This is a genomic window from Spirosoma liriopis (assembly GCF_023196085.1).
Taxonomy (GTDB): domain Bacteria; phylum Bacteroidota; class Bacteroidia; order Cytophagales; family Spirosomataceae; genus Spirosoma; species Spirosoma oryzicola.
This window is the reverse complement of record NZ_JALPRF010000010.1, coordinates 82,146-98,008: the sequence shown is the minus strand read 5'-3', so window position 1 is coordinate 98,008 and position 15,863 is coordinate 82,146. Positions and strand designations below refer to the sequence as shown.

At 51.1% G+C, this 15,863-nt stretch carries 10 protein-coding genes; 5 read left to right on the top strand and 5 right to left on the bottom strand.

What is annotated here, in order from left to right; genetic code table 11:
- The first annotated feature begins 191 nt into the window (after window positions 1-191).
- Together M0L20_RS27800 and M0L20_RS27795 are read left to right on the top strand one after the other, a co-directional pair.
- Window positions 192-2,519 (top strand): TonB-dependent receptor, encoded by a 2,328-nt coding sequence (locus tag M0L20_RS27800; protein ID WP_435531853.1) that lies wholly within the window; start codon window positions 192-194, stop codon window positions 2,517-2,519.
- Window positions 2,520-2,582: 63 nt separating this feature from the next.
- Window positions 2,583-3,497 carry a DUF4249 domain-containing protein gene (locus M0L20_RS27795; protein WP_248480439.1) on the top strand — a complete coding sequence of 305 codons (915 nt, stop codon included), beginning with the start codon at window positions 2,583-2,585 and terminating at the stop codon, window positions 3,495-3,497.
- 78 nt (window positions 3,498-3,575) lie between these two features.
- On the opposite strand, the gene M0L20_RS27790 is transcribed toward M0L20_RS27795, so the two are convergent.
- Window positions 3,576-5,165, bottom strand: coding sequence for a polysaccharide biosynthesis C-terminal domain-containing protein (locus M0L20_RS27790; RefSeq protein ID WP_248480438.1), 1,590 nt, complete (start codon window positions 5,163-5,165; stop codon window positions 3,576-3,578).
- Window positions 5,166-5,355: 190 nt separating this feature from the next.
- Between M0L20_RS27790 and purH the strand changes: the two genes are divergently transcribed.
- The 3 genes from purH (at window position 5,356) to gatC (ending at window position 8,122) form a co-directional block, all read left to right on the top strand.
- Complete coding sequence (purH, locus tag M0L20_RS27785; RefSeq protein ID WP_248480437.1) at window positions 5,356-6,912, top strand: bifunctional phosphoribosylaminoimidazolecarboxamide formyltransferase/IMP cyclohydrolase; 1,557 nt, start codon at window positions 5,356-5,358, stop codon at window positions 6,910-6,912.
- Between the two features lie 111 nt (window positions 6,913-7,023).
- On the top strand, window positions 7,024-7,791 hold the full coding sequence (locus M0L20_RS27780) for a lysophospholipid acyltransferase family protein (RefSeq protein ID WP_248480436.1): 768 nt from the start codon (window positions 7,024-7,026) through the stop codon (window positions 7,789-7,791).
- Window positions 7,792-7,834: 43 nt separating this feature from the next.
- Window positions 7,835-8,122, top strand: coding sequence for an Asp-tRNA(Asn)/Glu-tRNA(Gln) amidotransferase subunit GatC (gatC, locus tag M0L20_RS27775; RefSeq protein WP_248480435.1), 288 nt, complete (start codon window positions 7,835-7,837; stop codon window positions 8,120-8,122).
- 45 nt (window positions 8,123-8,167) lie between these two features.
- Here gatC and M0L20_RS27770 read toward each other — a convergent pair whose 3' ends face one another.
- The 4 genes from M0L20_RS27770 to M0L20_RS27755 all read right to left on the bottom strand — a co-directional run bounded on the left by M0L20_RS27770 (window position 8,168) and on the right by M0L20_RS27755 (window position 15,674).
- On the bottom strand, window positions 8,168-8,845 hold the full coding sequence (locus M0L20_RS27770; protein ID WP_248480433.1) for an alpha/beta hydrolase: 678 nt from the start codon (window positions 8,843-8,845) through the stop codon (window positions 8,168-8,170).
- A 48-nt stretch (window positions 8,846-8,893) separates the two neighbouring features.
- Window positions 8,894-10,396 (bottom strand): DUF1501 domain-containing protein, encoded by a 1,503-nt coding sequence (locus M0L20_RS27765; protein ID WP_248480432.1) that lies wholly within the window; start codon window positions 10,394-10,396, stop codon window positions 8,894-8,896.
- A 16-nt stretch (window positions 10,397-10,412) separates the two neighbouring features.
- A complete protein-coding gene (locus tag M0L20_RS27760) occupies window positions 10,413-13,181 on the bottom strand; it encodes a DUF1553 domain-containing protein (RefSeq protein ID WP_248480431.1) in 2,769 nt (922 codons plus the stop codon).
- Between the two features lie 102 nt (window positions 13,182-13,283).
- Complete coding sequence (locus M0L20_RS27755) at window positions 13,284-15,674, bottom strand: sialate O-acetylesterase (protein WP_248480430.1); 2,391 nt, start codon at window positions 15,672-15,674, stop codon at window positions 13,284-13,286.
- Between the last annotated feature and the right edge of the window lie 189 nt (window positions 15,675-15,863).

Here is a 15,863-nt window from a genome sequence, read left to right as displayed (position 1 = left end):
TTCATCTAATTTTTCGTAAAGACAGCCAATCGCTTGTCTACTTTTACGACTCTATAGGCAAAAGCAGTTTGAACAAAACCTCTAGCTTGTAATTTACAAACAACCGAATGAAAAACAAGGTACTTATCCGGCTCTTATGCCTGTTTCTTATACCGATCAGTACGGTACGGGCACAGACCGATCAGAACACAATGGGTGTTGGGAAAGCCGCACCTGCCCAATTGACAGTAAGCGGCTATATTAAAGACGCGTCGAACGGTGAAGGTTTGATTGGCGTATCCGTTTACGTAAAAGAAACGGGTACCGGAGCCGTAACCAACAACTACGGGTTCTACGCCGTAACCGTTCCTCCCGGCAACTACAACTTGATTATCTCTTACGTAGGCTACGAGAAACAAAATAAATCGGTAACACTAACCGACCGCAACCTTCGGCTTGATCTTGAACTAAGCGAAGAAGGCAAGCAACTACAGGAAGTTGTTGTTTCGACCAAACGTGAAGACGATAACGTAAAGAGTATCGCCATGAGCGTTAATCAGATTGAGGTCAAAACACTGAAGCGGATTCCGGCGCTGCTCGGCGAAGTTGACGTTGTGCGCAGCATTCAGCTTTTACCGGGTGTTTCAACGGTGGGCGAAGGCGCTACAGGTTTCAATGTACGCGGGGGTAGTATCGATCAGAACCTGGTACTTTTAGACGAAGCGCCCGTCTACAACTCGTCTCACTTATTTGGTTTCTTTTCCGTTTTCAATCCCGACGCCGTTAAAGACGTAAAGCTAATTAAGGGCGGAATTCCGGCCAACTACGGCGGTCGGATCGCGTCAATTCTCGACGTACGACTGAAAGAAGGCAACGCCAAAAAGCCAGAACTAAACGGCGGTATCGGCCTTATTTTTAGCCGGTTGTCATACGAACGACCGCTTTTCAAAGGCAAAGGTTCGTTTATCGTAGCGGGTCGGCGCTCCTACGCGGATATTCTGGCGCAGCCATTCCTCAACAGTGATCTCCGTGGTGCTAAATTTTACTTCTACGACCTGACCGCCAAAGGCAACTACCGCATCAACGACAAGAACATTGTGTATTTGTCGGGTTACTTGGGGCGTGATGTGTTTGGCTCTGATTTCGGCTTCAACTGGGGTAGCACTACCCTTTCAGCCCGTTGGAACCACGTGTTCAGCGACCGCTTGTTTCTGAATACTACGGCCTACTACAGCAACTACGATTATTCGCTCGACTCCGACCTGAAGCGTAAGCGGCAAAACGACTTTTTCCGCACTGGCTCGCGCATCGTCGATTATAGTATCAAACCCGATTTCTCATTGTTTCTCGGTAAAAGCACAATCACGTTTGGCGGCCAGTCTATTTTGCACGACTTTCAACCCGGAACGGCTACAGCCGCCAGTTCTGGCTCCATTCGCACGTTTGGGCTGGAAAGCAAATACGGCTTAGAAAACGCGCTGTACATTGGCAACGAGCAGCAGCTTACGGGCAAATTACAGCTTCAGTACGGACTTCGTTACTCGTTGTTCAACTACATCGGACCAGGTCAGGCGTACATTTTTCAGACGGATGTGCCCGTCGGCCAACGACGGAACGTGCTGACAACGCTTGATTACCGGGGCGGCAAAACGATTCAGACCTACGGCAACTGGGAACCGCGTTTTGCGGCTAAGTATGAACTAGGAGACAATAGCTCGGTCAAGCTGAGTTACAACCGACTGGCGCAGTATATTCACCTGATTTCAAACACCACGGCTTCAACACCGCTGGACATCTGGACACCCTCCACAAATAATATCCGTCCGCAGATTGCCGACCAGATAGCGGGTGGTTACTTTAAAAACTTTGGCCGGTCGGGTCAGGAGTTTGAAGCCTCCGTTGAAGTGTATTACAAATGGCTGCAAAATCAAATCGATTACATCGACGGCGCTAACCTGATCTTAAACAAATACCTGGAAGGCGAACTATTGAGTGGTCGGGGTCGGGCTTATGGAGCAGAATTTTACGTGAAGCGCAACACGGGCGTAGTAAACGGCTGGATTAGCTACACCCTGGCTAAAACGGAACGGCAGGTCGCCGGCATCAACAACGGTGACTGGTACGCGACGCGCTTCGACAAACGGCATACTCTGACATCGGTGCTGCTCTTCGATCCGCCACGGGCAAAACGCTGGAATTTTTCGGCGACGTTTACCTTAGCCAGCGGTACCCCCGCCACATTCCCAACCAACCGATTTGAATTTCAGGGCTACGTAGGGCAAGTCATAAACGGACGCAACAACTACCGGATTCCGGCGTACCACCGGCTCGACCTGGCGGCCACGTTACAAGGCCGGAAACGTCCCGGCAAGCGGAAAGAAGACAACTGGGTTTTCTCCGTCTATAACGTCTACGCCCGTAAGAATCCGTTCTCGGTCTTTTTCCAGCCAAACGAAGACAATCCCCGCGTAACGGAAGCGATCAAGTACTCAGTTTTCGCAACGCTTATTCCGTCGGTGACCTACAACTTCAAATTCTAACGAATTCACGAGGCTGTTGTACATCGCGCCCGTTTGAACACACCTCATTAGCCATTTTAGTCCATGAAACGACTTTCGTTTTTATATCCATTGGTCCTTTGCCTGCTGGTTCTGGGTAGCTTGTCAGGATGCGAGACTGTCATTGATGCCAAGTTAGATACTGGTCCAACGCAACTGTCGGTCGATGCTATTCTTACTGACCAGCCGGGTCCGCAAACGATCCATCTGACCCAAACAGCCCCTTATTTTAACAGCGGTACACCCTCAGCCGCGCTAAGCGCAACCGTAATCGTAACGGATAATGTCGGTAAGTCCTATGCTTTTACGGACGAAAACAACGACGGTTATTACGTCTGGCAACCCGCTTCTACGACGGATACCCTCGGACACGTTGGCCGCACTTATCAGCTTACAATTAATCTGGGTGGAGAAACCTACCGGGCGAGTTCTGCTATCAATCGGGTTCCCATCGTTGACTCGCTGGTATTTGCAAAAACCAAAATCAATCCGCTTTCCAAGGTAGAAGGCTACCGGGCCGAATTTTACACCCGCGACCTTCCCGGCGCCGTTGACTACTACCGGATTCGCTATTACCGGAATGGTACATTGCAGGCCAGAGCCCGTGATATTATTATTGTTCAGGACGCGGCTTTTCGAGGAAGCGCCGACACCGACGGTTTATTATTTATCCAGCCCATTCGCCGGTCGGTTAATCCCGATAGCCTGTATGCGCTCAACGAGGAAGTCAAGGTAGAAGTACAGTCGTTATCACTGGAAGCCTATAATTTCTGGGATGCGCTTCGAACACAAATTACAAACGGAGGACTGTTTGCAACACCACCCGCTAACGTTCCAACGAACATTACCAATACCAATCCGAGTGGACGGAAACCGGTCGGTTTCTTTATTACGTCAGCCGTTCGCAGCCGGACGGCTCGTATCGTCAACGAGAATATACGACCAGACGATAATCGTTAAAGAGGCTCTGTATATGATGAACCCCTGTGGTTCAGGTACGAATACCTAACACCACAGGGGTTCATCACATACAGGTAATTATTCTTTTTGAATCAGCGGTTCGTCTGACGGGTCTTCAGGAACGGATATATTTTTGCCCTTCTTCCGGCGGAGTCGGGCTAGAACGGGTGTAAATGTTTCCCGCTCAACGACCAGAATAGCTGCGAAAAACAAGCCAAACAGCGCCAGATGGTAGGGCACAGAAAGCCATAAGTCCGAAATCTTAACGTACTGGGACGCGTAAATCAGCAGCCCTCCTGCCAGCACGTAACCCACCGCCGACTGCACATGATAAGGTACGGGATAATACTTTTCGCCCAGTACGTAGCAAATCACCATCATCGCAAAGCTGGAAATAAGAAAGGCCAAGGCGCAACCCATGTAGCCCATTATAGGTATCAAAATGATGTTGCCAGCGATGGTGATCCCCGCCCCAATAACAGTAATCAATGTTCCAAACTTGGTTTTATCGCTAAGCTTGAACCAGAACGATATATTGTAGTAAACACCCAGAAAAAGGTTAGCCAGCAGCAGGAATGGCACAATCGACAGACCGGAGCGGTATTTTTCCGAAACCATAAAGCCCACAATGTCCAGGTTCAGACTCACCCCCACCCAGATCAGCACGCAGACAATCACGAACCACTTGGTAACGTCGGCCAACAGCTTCGGCGAGTTTTTATCTTCGGCTCGCGAGAAAAAGAACGGATCGGCGGCAAACTTAAACGACTGAATAACCAGCGCCATAAATACCGACAGTTTCAGGCAGTTTCCGTAGATACCCAGCGCGTCCTTGCTCGTCTTGCCCGGATAAAAGCCTTCGGGAAGCAGATGTTGCAAAAACAGCCGGTCGGTCATGGAATTTACTAGCCCAGCCAGACTGGTCAACATTAGCGGAGCAGCGTACGCTAGCATAACCGCAGCTTCTTCTTTTTTCAGTCGGAAGTGGAACCCCGCAAAGGCATCACGCAATAGCACGAAATACGTGGCGTTTCCCAGCAGGTTAGCGAGCAGAATATAACCGGGTCCAATGCTCGGGTAATAGATCAGGTCGATAGCGGGTTTGAGGAATGTCAGGTACTTTTCGTTATAAATATCTCGGCAAATAACCAGGAAGAAGACGTTCAGTGCAACAACGATAAAGATGTTGATGATCTTGGCCTGAACGAACCGACGCGCCCGATTCTCGACCCGCAGCCGCGCAAACGGAATCGCCATAATGGCATCAATAGCAACGATAAACGCGACCCAGATCACGGACAGCTGCTGACCCGGATAATCCAGCCAAACCACAATCTGCGGAGTCAGCAGAATAATTAGTGTGGTGAATAGTGCACTAATGACCAGCACGATACTAAGTGTCTCGTTGAAAACTTTCATCCGGTCGTCAGGATTACCCGACTTGTTGGAGCGGGCGGCAAATCGAAAAAAAGCGGTCTCCAGACCGAACGTGTAGACAACCAGCAAAATACCAACCCAGCTGTACAGCTCCACATTGGAGGCCATCTCACCGGGCTGCGTAAAAACATAGGTTTGTAACGGCACCAGCGCAAAATTGAGCATCCGTCCCAGAATGGTACTAACCCCGTACAGCGCCGTATCGCTGGCTAATTTTTTGAATGTACTCATTGATAGTGCCCAGCGGCAAGTTCAGGCTTTCGTGCTTGGGCAGACAAAGTTAAGACGTTTGGTTATCTTTGTGCTTCAGGCCGCACCACGAATACCGGGCCACAAACGTCCGGGGTTGGCTTCGTTGTTGATTGGCCTGTGTTGATCACTAAATTTCAGAAGCAGCACTAGCGCTGTTTCACCCGACAGCATGTCTCTTAAAATCTCCTCTGCACTGATCTCCGTTTATTACAAAGATGGTCTCGAACCACTCGTACGGCTTCTGCACGAACACAACGTGCGGCTGTACTCAACCGGAGGCACTCAGGCATTCATCGAACAACTCGGTATTCCTGTTACCGCCGTTGAAGATCTAACCGGATACCCGTCTATTTTCGGCGGTCGCGTTAAAACGCTTCACCCAGCCGTTATGGGGGGGATTCTTTACCGTCGGGAATTGCCCGAAGATCTTGCCCAGGCGGAGCGGCACCGGATTCCGCCCATCGACCTGGCCGTTGTAGACCTGTATCCATTCGAAGAAACGGTAGCATCGGGCGCGTCGGATGAGGACATTATTGAAAAAATAGACATCGGTGGTATTTCGCTGATCCGGGCGGCTGCCAAAAATCATAACGACGTGCTGATCGTCTCGTCGCGAAATCAGTACGCCAACGTGGTTCAACTGCTGACGGAGAAAAACGGCGCAACGGACCTGAGCGATCGTCGTTTCTACGCCAAAGAAGCGTTTGCTGTAACGTCGCACTACGACACTGCTATTCAGGCTTACTTCGCCAAAGACGATCAGGAATCAACGCAAAAAGCTCCGTCGGCCGCCGACATCAACGACTTCAAAAACCTACCGGCCAACCACCTGCGTTACGGCGAGAACCCGCACCAGCAGGCGACGTTCTACGGTGATCTGGACGCGATGTTCGACAAGCTGCACGGCAAAGAGCTTTCGTACAACAACCTCGTGGACGTAGATGCCTGCGTCGGACTGATTGACGAGTTTGCAGCATCGGAAGGCAGTACGTTCGCGATTATCAAACACACCAACGCCTGTGGTATTGCTACTGCGGCAACGGCTCAGGACGCTTACCTCAGAGCGCTCTCCTGCGATCCGGTATCGGCGTTTGGCGGTGTAATCATCACCAACACGACGGTCGACCGGGCAACGGCGGAAGAGCTGAACAAACTGTTCATGGAAATTCTGATCGCGCCCGACTTCGCGCCCGAAGCGTTAGAGCTGCTGAAATCGAAAAAGAACCGGATTCTCCTGAAACGCAAGTCGGTTGCCCTGCCAACGGTCATGTTCAAAACGATCCTGAATGGTGTTCTGGAACAGGACAAAGACAATCAGACCGAAACGGCCGACGACTTTAAGGTAGTTAGCCAAAAAGCACCGACGGCGGACGAACTGCAAGCGCTTGAGTTTGCCCTGAAAGTGTGCAAGCATACGAAGTCGAACACAATTGTACTGTCGAATAAAAACCAGTTGCTGGCTAGTGGCGTCGGTCAAACCTCGCGCGTAGACGCGCTGCGGCAGGCTATTGAAAAGGCGAGTTCGTTTGGGTTCGATCTGCACGGCGCGGTGATGGCTTCCGATGCGTTCTTCCCCTTCCCCGACTGCGTTGAAATTGCCGGTCAGGCGGGGATCACGGCGGTGGTTCAGCCGGGTGGTTCGGTTCGCGACCAAGACTCGATTGATTACTGCAACGCGCACGGTCTGGCGATGGTTACAACCGGCGTCAGACACTTCAAACACTAATTTTAAAGTAGGAATCCGTATGATTTGCGTGCCTGGCTGATGGAAATGGTATAAATCAGCGTTGCGCACGCAAATCATACGAATCCGTTCGCCAGTGCGGTTCAACCACCTATGCGGCTTCTGTATACGATTTGGTGCGCTGTTTATTTCGTAGCGTTGTATCTGATCTTGTTTCCGATCCAGTTTGTGTTTTTACAGCGCGATCAATGGAAACCCCTGGCGCATACGATTAATTACATCTGGGGTATTCTGTTTTTTGCTGGCATCGGCATCTCGATTCACGTCGAACGGCGGTTTAAACCGGACCCCAGGCAAGTGTACGTGTTTTGCGCCAACCACTTCTCGTACCTCGATATAGCCGCAATGGGTGTGATTGTCAAAAACTATTACGCCTTCATCGGAAAAAGCGAAGTCAAACATGTTCCGTTGTTAGGATACATGTTCGCTAAACTGCACGTTCAGGTAGATCGCGAACAGGCCAAAAGCCGGGCTTATTCACTAGCGAAATCAATCCGAACACTAGCATCGGGCCGAAGCATCATGATTTTTCCCGAAGGAGGCATCCGGGCAAAAGAGCCGCCTAAAATGCACCACCCGTTTAAAGATGGCGCATTTATTATGGCGATTCAGCAGCAGGTCCCGGTAGTACCCATCACCTTGCTGACGAATTACAAAATCCTGCCTGACACCGAAAAAGTCAGAATGCACCGGTTTCCGCTTCGGGCCGTAATCCATCCACCTATCTCGACGACAGGTTTGACCCAGGAAAATGTGGCCTGGCTGCGCGAAGAGACATATCGGATTATTGATGCGGAACTTAGTCAGTCAGCAGACACCAGCGCGGCCGGTCAATCATCGACCCAATTATCAGATCGTTAAGAGATAAACTGAAATCCAGACGGGATTTCCAGCAACAGAAACCATGAAAGTAGATCAGGAAACCTTACACAAAATTGCGCACCTGGCCCGGCTGGACGTTCGGCCCGAAGAAGAAGCTGAGCTGTTGAAAAGCCTCAACGGCGTACTGACCTGGATGGAGCAGCTCAACGAAGTAGACACCACGGGCGTCGAACCACTGACGCATATTTCGCCCGAAGTCAACGTACTGCGCGACGACGTTGTTGGCGAGCACCTTCCCCGTGAGAAAGCACTCGCCAACGCTCCGCAACACGACGAGCAATTCTTCGAGGTTCCTAAAGTACTGGAATAACGGCGTCAATTTTACGCTTGTGTGCGAATCGGCGCGGTCGTCTTTTTAGCGCGATCCTGACGTAGCCAGTAACTCCCGAATGGGTTCGGCTACTTTTTCGGCGTGGAAAACGAGGCTGAAATGATCACCGGGTACTTCGACGAACGGTTCGCTGGGGCGCGCTACGATACTATCCCGGCGGGCGTGAATGCGCAAATCCGGCGAAACCGTTAAGGAAGGCACCTGCGCAAATAGCGTTTGAAGCTGCTGGTAAAGATACCGTCGGCTCATGGTTTTCATGCCGTCCGTAAGGGTGCAGTACAAGTCGTAGGATTCAGGAAACGGGTACTGTTTGCGAAAATAATTCAGGAGCAAGCGGCTTTGCGTAATCCCTGAATAAAGTAATCCCTTTAGCAAAAGCAAGTTGTGCAGCGGCAGCCGTATTCTTCGTTGGTCGGTAAACGAACCTATTTGTATTGCTTTCGCCTTCGCTAGCTGTTTGATGTGGATCGCTACCCAGCCTCCCATCGAGTGGCCAATAACTACATCATCCGCCGTAATCTGGTAGTAATCCGTCAGGTATTGGGCGAGCAACCGGACATTGACAGGCCCGCGAGGTGCCCAACGCTCGAATTCATCGGCCAGATTAATCCGGACAAAATTAGCAGCAGGTAATAACGGAATGAGTTTGTCGAAAATAGTGGGGTCTTCGACATACCCATGAATAAGAAAGATACGCACCATAATTCAAGTAATTCTCGACCAGTAAAGTCCAGATACTAGCTAATTGGTTCACGCAAGCACAGGCGTAACCACTTTACCCGCCACATCGGTCAACCGAAATGGCCGCCCCTGAAACTGATACGTCAGCTTGGTGTGGTCAAAGCCAAGCGTGTGTAGAATGGTCGCCTGAAGATCGTGAATATGAACTTTATCTTTCACGCCGTAGTAGCCGATATCGTCGGTTTCGCCGTACGAAAAACCACGTTTTATTCCACCGCCCGCCATCCAGACGGTGAATGCATCCAGGTGATGATCGCGGCCCATGAAAGGTAAGACCTGTCCGTCACGGTTTTCCTGCATGGGCGTTCGACCAAATTCGCCACCCCAAACCACCAGCGTATCATCCAGCAAACCCCGTTGTTTCAAGTCGTTCAACAGTGCAGCAACGGCCTGATCTGACTCTTTGCATTTATCTCGTAATCCAATTTCAATTGCACCGTCGGCACTCGTTCCGTGGGTATCCCAGCCCCAGTCAAACAGCTGAATAAATCGAACGCCCCGCTCAGCCAGCCGCCGGGCCAGCAGACAATTTCGGGCAAACGACCCTTTATTCGGATCAACACCGTAGCTGTCGAGAATATACTGCGGCTCGCTTTTGATGTCCATCGCGTCGGGAACAGACATCTGCATTCGAAATGCCAGTTCGTACTGAGAAATGCGGGTTAGTATTTCCGGGTCTTTAACGTCATCGTACTGCTGCTGATTGATCTGGCTGATCGCGTCAATCGTTTGCTTCCGGATGTTCCGATCCATGCCCGCCGGGTTAGACGCGTACAGCACCGGATCACCGTCGGTACGGCATTGAACACCCTGATAAACGGTCGGGAGAAAACCGCTTCCCCAAATCGACTTCCCCGCATCCGGTTGCTTGCCCCCCGACGCCAAGACGATATAACCAGGCAGATTGTCGTTTTCCGTACCTAATCCATACGTTACCCAGGAGCCGATGCTGGGTCGGCCCAGGCGCGCGCTACCGGTGTGCATAAGCAACTGAGCGGGCGCGTGGTTGAACTGATCGGTATGCATAGCCTTCAGGAAGGCAACATCGTCAACAACCTTTTGAAAGTGGGGCAGGTAATCAGACACCCACGCGCCCGACTGACCGTATTGGGCAAACTTTCCCTGTGGGCCCAGCATTTTGGGAACACCCCGGATAAAGGCAAACTTCTTACCTTCCAGCAACTCCTGCGGACAATCTTTACCGTTGTATTTGACTAATTCTGGTTTGTAATCGAACAGTTCCAGCTGGCTTGGCGAACCAGCCATGTGAATATAAATTACCCGTTTGGCACTCGGCAGACGGTGGGACGGATGAGGAGCAGTAGGTTCATCCGCTAACAAAGCCGTTCCGGTCGTACGTTTTGTTGGGTTGTCGGAACGAAAAAAACCACAACCACCCAACAGCGAGCCAAGAGCCATTGCGCCCAGCCCGGTCGAGCAGGTGTGCAGAAAATGTCGCCGGGTCTCCCGTTCGGCTGCTGTCTGCTGAAGTTCGTTGCGGAGCTTATCCATAGCGTATTTTGTTCTCCTACTCTTTCGTAATTACTTCGTCCAGATTCAATAGCGTATTGGCCGTTACGGTTAGCGCTGCCAGTTGCGGAGTAGCATCCTGTCTAGCCATCAACTTGCGGGCTTCGTCGGGATTTTGCCGGTAATGCTGTTCGGTACTTCGGTAAAGCTGCGTCAACACCGCCAGTTTTTTAGGCGTCAGCGTATGCACTGTTACCCGCCGAAAGCCGGCCTGTATCTGTGCTTCGGGTAGACGACCCTTCCGCTGCATGTATTCGGCCAGCTTTTGAGCAGCTTCTATATACACGGGATCATTGAGCGTGACGAGAGCCTGTAATGGCGTATTGGTTCGGAGTCGGCGTAACTGGCAAAATTCACGGCTGGGACTGTCAAACGTTATCATCGATGGATAAGGAGCAGTCCGTTTCCAGTAGGTGTATAAAGCCCTGCGGTGCAAATCGTCGCCGGTGCTTTGCTTCCATGATTCGCCGTCGTACGGTGATTGCCAGATACCGTCAGGTTGAACCGGCATAACACTCGGCCCATACATTTTAGCACTCAGCAAGCCGCTAACCGACAGCGCCTGATCGTGTACAGCCTCCGCCGACAGCCGAACGCGAGGCCCGCGAGCCAGTAGTTTGTTGAACGGATCATTAGCAAGTAGCTCCGCCGAGACCCCGGATCGTTGCTGATACGTAGCTGACATGACCATTTTTCGCAGCAGCTTTTTCACGCTCCACCTGTCGGTTTCCATAAATTCGGTAGCCAGGTAATCCAGCAGTTCGCGGTGGGTTGGCGGAATGCCCTGCGTGCCCATATCTTCTACCGTTTCAACAATTCCTGTTCCAAAAAGCTGCTCCCAGAACCGGTTGACCGCTACCCGCGCTGTCAGCGGATGCTGCCGATTAACCATCCACTGCGCCAATCCCAAGCGGTTTTTCGGTAAGGTTGACTCCATAGCGGGGAAAGCCTTCGGCACGTCGGGCGTTACACGTTTTCCTTTTACCAGCCAGTTACCGCGTTCAAAAAGGTGCGTTTCCCGCGCCAGATCACTCGAACCGTCGAGCATAATAGGTGTTTGCTCGGGACTGGCGTTCAAAAGCTCGAGCAGCAGTTTATCCTGATCTCCAATGGCACGTAGCGGCTGACCGGGAAGCGAGGGCTGCAAGGAAACCCACTTTATCTGTACCCATTCTTTGGGCGCTTTCGGGCTACTGAGCGCCATGAAAAGATGGTGTTTTCCCCGAACAACTGGTAAGGGTATCAGTTGAACGGTATCGTTGCCGGCACTACCCGTTTTCGGTACGGGAGCGGTGGCCAGCACCGTTCCTTTCAGGCTATCACTATAAAACGTGACTGTTGCGTTCGGCGCGTTTGTCCCCCAGGCGATCAACAATCGAGGACGCCCCGTTAACGTTACGTTCTTGATCCGGGCCGAGCCTTTGTCCTGAAAACCAAAATATTTAGCGTCTAGTAGCGAAGCATTGACGAACTGATCGAAGTCATGCGAATTGATTTTCGGTTCAACCGTTCGGGCTAGTTTCGTGAAGTAATCCGCCTGGACAGTGGCCTGCCGCTGATCAGCAACGCTTCTGGCAATAAACTGTCGTAAGCTGACTAATTTAAGCGAATCCGTGGAGGAATAGAATCGCAATGTCGGGGTATCGCTGGTTACGTCTTCGTCGCGGGTGTTGTTGAAAAAAGCGAGGTACTTGTAATACTCTTCGTTAACGAACGGATCGTACGGATGACTGTGACACTGTACGCACGAAAAGGTAGTGCCCTGCCACACGTCCCAGGTCGTATTGACTCGATCAAGCACGGCTGCCGTACGAAATTCCTCGTCCTGCGTCCCCCCTTCATCGTTGTTCATCGTGTTTCGATGAAAGCCCGTCGCGATAAGCTGCGCGTCGGTCGGCATTGGAAGCAGATCGCCCGCTAGCTGCTCAATGGTAAACTGATCAAACGGTTTATCATCGTTGAACGCTTTGATGAGCCAGTCACGGTAGCGCCAGATTTTTCGCCCCGGATCACGCTCGTACCCTTTCGTATCTGCGTAACGCGCCAGATCAAGCCACATCCCTGTCCAACGTTCCCCATAAGCTGGTAAGGCTAACAACCGATCAACGACCTTCGCATACGCATCCGGTGATCGATCATTTATAAAATTCGTGACTTCTTTTTCGGTTGGCGGCAATCCGGTCAGGTCAAGTGACACGCGACGAATCAGCGTTGCACGGTCGGCTTCCGGCGATGGTTTTAACTCCTCAGACTTTAGTTTTTGAAGAACAAAATGGTCGATTTCGTTCTTGGCCCACTTTGTTTCATCGTTCTCCGTAATACCCAGGCGGCTTAGAAACGTACCGATTTTGGGAACGTCAGGCTTCTCGACGGTTTGGTACGCCCAATGATCACCCCACTCAGCGCCCTGATCAATCCATTTGCGCAGCAGTTCGATCTCATCGGGTTTTAACGCTGGATGCTCTAGCGGCATGCGCTCGTCAGGATCATCCAGCGTCAGCCGCCGGATCATTTCGCTGGCATCGGCGTCGCCGGGAATAATTCCTGGTTTGCCCGATTTAGCCGGAGCGAGCGCTTCGTGTTCAAACAACAAGGAGAAGCCAGATGCTTTTTTCACTCCGCCATGACAGGCTATGCATTGCTTATTGAGCAACGGCTTGATCTGGGTATTGTAATCCACCCGATCCTCGAAAACACCAAGAAACGACGAGAGCGTAACCATAACCGCTACTCCAACTACGCCCCAACTAATCCACGGATTCATCATCTCCGATTGATGGGCAAACGGCGGTTTCGTTTCTATGCTCTATTTGCCATGCCTCTCTAGCACAAAGACATACACGGCTAAATCCTCATCATGTTTTGTTTTTTATCTTACCCGAATATCGATCTGAGCAGTATCATCTTCGCCATTCGTTATTCCGTTATTTGGCGTTGAATCGGGATCGGGCTGGTTTGAAGCCGTAAGCTGTGCCGAACAAACGCCCGTACTCGCACCAGTAACTCTTGCTTTAAAGCGGAACGTATAACTGCTGTTCGGGGATAGGCTACTGATACCTCCGGTAAATCCACCATTGCCCGCAGCCAGATCATCCCCCGGTACAAACTCTTGACCAGTGGGCAAATAAGCCGTTACACCCAGGCCAGTCGCCGTCAAGCCCCCGGCATTCGACAAGGTTATTGTATACGTAATGATGTCGTTGACCGACGGCGCCCGGTTGCTGACCGACAGTTGCAAGCTAATATCCGCTTTGGCAGGGTCAGGAGCCGGCTGATTACTTTGAACCGCTGGTAAAGGCACCTGATTTGGATTCGGCGACGTGAACTGCGCAGAACCCGTCTGCTTTGTCCGAAAATCAATCACGGCCATATCATCTTGCCCGTCACCCGTACCCGAGTTGGGCTGGCTATCGGGATCGGGTGATGTAGCCTGCGCAATCTCGGCGGCATTTGTGTACACACCACCGGCGGTTGGTTGAGCCACAAAACTGATTAGCTGTGTTGTACCGGGATCAAGGTTCAGCGCGTTACTGGTCAGCACACTACCGTTGAGTGACAAGCCCGACGTTGAAACAACAGCTAAATTATCAGGCAGCCGGTTCCTGACGACAACATTCTCCGCCTTTCCCGGACCACTATTTTGTACGGCAAGATTAATCGTAACGGGGCTGTTTAGGTCTGTCAAGCGCTGATTAACACTCATGGCCAGGCTAACATCCGCCTGATTTGCGGTTAGACTAATCTGAAAAAAATTGGATGGAACAGCGGGCAGGAATGGCGATGTAGAAACGACCCGTACCTGAAGATGGCTTCCTAGTTGAAGGTTGTCAGGCAGTTTTACCGTGATTGGACTTGCGGCTCCGCTACCCAATACCGATACGTAGTGACCAAGGGAATCAAGCAACTGCACCTGCCATTGATTGTCCCCCCCGAATGCCCCCGTTGTAGCAAACGCCACGGATAAGTTATCTCCAGGCCGGACATAGTCGGCTATTGTTCCTGTAACAGCAAACTGGGTAGGCGTGATGGGTTGGGCGTTTTGAAAGAAATTATTATTGAGACTGTTATTCCAGTTACGCGCAAACCGAGAAAGGCCCATATCGGCTGGAATCGACGATGGATTCAGATAGTAGCGGGGATGTGGGGAAGGACGATAGCGATTGCCAAAGTGAACATCGTTCCCTCCAGATTTTCGGTTGACAATCGTATCGTTGTAAGGCCCTTGATAGACATTTAGCCCCTGCGTATCAATGACTCGCTGCTGCTCATTGATCACGGCTGGACGAAACTCAGTACCATCGAACGAAGCACGGGCTACCATCCACGGCATTGACCGCCCGCCAAAATCCTGTCTAGATTTTTGAATGATCCCGACTAGTCGATCGTAGTAATACGGAATACTTGATGTACCATCGGGAAAGCTATATTCAGCCTCACCCTGATGCCAAAGGACAGCTCGAATACCAGCAATTGAATTGTAGTAGTGGAGTACATTTTTCAGGTTTGTGTAAGGCTGCAAATTAGCCCAGTTCTCTACGCAATAGTAGCGATTACAGGTTGGAATGCCATTGGCGGTATTATACCAGTTTTCGGCGGTCGATCCATCCCAGCCCGCTACATAAAAGGCAACCGGTACATTGTAACGATTAACAATGTAGTCACCTAATTCACCCCACCCCCAGGAACTTTCGGCCATTGGGAAGACTCTTCGACCAGCTGTCAGGGGCTTGTATACAGGCACAGGCATCGGATCGCCAGATGACACCAGCGATTTTGCTCCAGGCGGATACGAATGGTTAATCGAATCAATAGCATTTACGCGGTCGGTTGCCGTACCGAGATCGTTGTCGCCAATACCCAATCCCCGCGAGTTTGACTGACCGGCGGTAACAAACACCTCGCCAATACCAACAGGCTGTACTGACGCTTGTGACGTTACCGTACCGCCAACGATGGTCCGGACATTGAGCACATACCAGCCGCCGGAACCAGTTACGTAACCCAGAAAAATATTGTTGGTTGGATTACTTTGTACAACCTGCCAGTCGGTTGCTGTTCCCTGCCCGGCGTTGGCGGGTACAAGCTGAGCCTCTACCCGATCTACGGCGCTTGGTAACCGTCCTGACAGGTAAAGCCGCCCGTTGCCGTCGGCCCCGCGCTGAACGACCAGACGCGACATTGGGTGTGTAATTTGAAGCTGAGCAACCGCAAAAAAAGGTAGTCCTATCAACAACAGGACCCATTTAGTAAATGTGGACATGAAAGTTAGTCTAAGCTACTACGAAAACTGAGGTAGCGCCAAAAGCAACCGGCTTTTCCTCGCTAACAAAAGCCTTACGGCAACAAGGTCACCGATAGACTAGTCAAAATTAGTGAAAGAATAAGTACGTTTTGAGGAATCAATCGCATTCTTACCTATAAATGAAGGTACATTTTTCTATGTATCAAT

What these genes read in the sequence shown, in the direction of transcription:
- M0L20_RS27800 (WP_435531853.1), top strand. Translation starts at nt 192, where the DNA reads ATGGGTGTTGGGAAAGCCGCACCTGCCCAATTGACAGTAAGCGGCTAT.
- M0L20_RS27795 (WP_248480439.1), top strand. Translation starts at nt 2,583, where the DNA reads ATGAAACGACTTTCGTTTTTATATCCATTGGTCCTTTGCCTGCTGGTT.
- M0L20_RS27790 (WP_248480438.1), bottom strand. Translation starts at nt 5,165, where the DNA reads ATGAGTACATTCAAAAAATTAGCCAGCGATACGGCGCTGTACGGGGTT.
- purH (WP_248480437.1), top strand. Translation starts at nt 5,356, where the DNA reads ATGTCTCTTAAAATCTCCTCTGCACTGATCTCCGTTTATTACAAAGAT.
- M0L20_RS27780 (WP_248480436.1), top strand. Translation starts at nt 7,024, where the DNA reads ATGCGGCTTCTGTATACGATTTGGTGCGCTGTTTATTTCGTAGCGTTG.
- gatC (WP_248480435.1), top strand. Translation starts at nt 7,835, where the DNA reads ATGAAAGTAGATCAGGAAACCTTACACAAAATTGCGCACCTGGCCCGG.
- M0L20_RS27770 (WP_248480433.1), bottom strand. Translation starts at nt 8,845, where the DNA reads ATGGTGCGTATCTTTCTTATTCATGGGTATGTCGAAGACCCCACTATT.
- M0L20_RS27765 (WP_248480432.1), bottom strand. Translation starts at nt 10,396, where the DNA reads ATGGATAAGCTCCGCAACGAACTTCAGCAGACAGCAGCCGAACGGGAG.
- M0L20_RS27760 (WP_248480431.1), bottom strand. Translation starts at nt 13,181, where the DNA reads ATGATGAATCCGTGGATTAGTTGGGGCGTAGTTGGAGTAGCGGTTATG.
- M0L20_RS27755 (WP_248480430.1), bottom strand. Translation starts at nt 15,674, where the DNA reads ATGTCCACATTTACTAAATGGGTCCTGTTGTTGATAGGACTACCTTTT.